A 691-nucleotide genomic window follows, 5' to 3' on the forward strand; every position below is an offset into this window, starting at 1 on the left:
GGGGGGGGGGGGGGGGGGGGGGGGGGGGGGGGGGGGGGGGGGGGGGGGGGGGGGGGGGGGGGGGGGGGGGGGGGGGGGGGGGTGGGGGGGGGGGGGKGGTGSTGGAGGCATCTAAGCATGAAGCCCCCCTCGAGATGAGATTTCCCAACTTCGGTTATAAGATCCCTCAAAGATGATGAGGTGAATAGGTTCGAGGTGGAAGCGTAGTGATACGTGGAGCTGACGAATACTAATCGATCGAAGACTTAATCAATATAATTGTTCATAAGGTAATGCTTGTGATAAATATACTTACTATCTAGTTTTGAATGTATAACATTCAATCATATTTTTGTTTGGTGACTATGGCAAAGAGGTCACACCTGTTCCCATGCCGAACACAGAAGTTAAGCTCTTTAGCGCCGATGGTAGTCGGACTTACGTTCCGCGAGAGTAGGACGTTGCCAAGCAAAACTTTTATCATGACCAAGCGGTCATTTTTTCTTGGGAAAATTAGAAAAAATAATAAAAGTTGTTGACTTTTTAACAAGAACTATGTATAATTAATTCTTGTCGAGTCGAAAAAGAAATGACATGAACATTGAAAACTGAATGACAATATGTCAACGTTAATTCCAATAATTTGAGTACTTCAAAAGTACTTTCGAGAGTGATTGACTTAAACAATCAACGAGCTATATCAAGCTTACTT

The 691-nt window shown here is 45.6% G+C and carries 1 rRNA gene and 1 other annotated feature; the gene reads left to right on the plus strand.

Annotated elements, in window-relative coordinates:
• The first annotated feature begins 157 nt into the window (after positions 1-157).
• Positions 158-241 (plus strand) — a sequence feature (23S ribosomal RNA rRNA prediction is too short).
• Between the two features lie 93 nt (positions 242-334).
• Positions 335-449: ribosomal RNA gene (rrf, locus tag BJK46_RS12090) — 5S ribosomal RNA — on the plus strand.
• The last annotated feature ends 242 nt before the right edge of the window (positions 450-691 follow it).

It is taken from the genome of Staphylococcus pseudintermedius, from assembly GCF_001792775.2.
GTDB lineage: Bacteria > Bacillota > Bacilli > Staphylococcales > Staphylococcaceae > Staphylococcus > Staphylococcus pseudintermedius.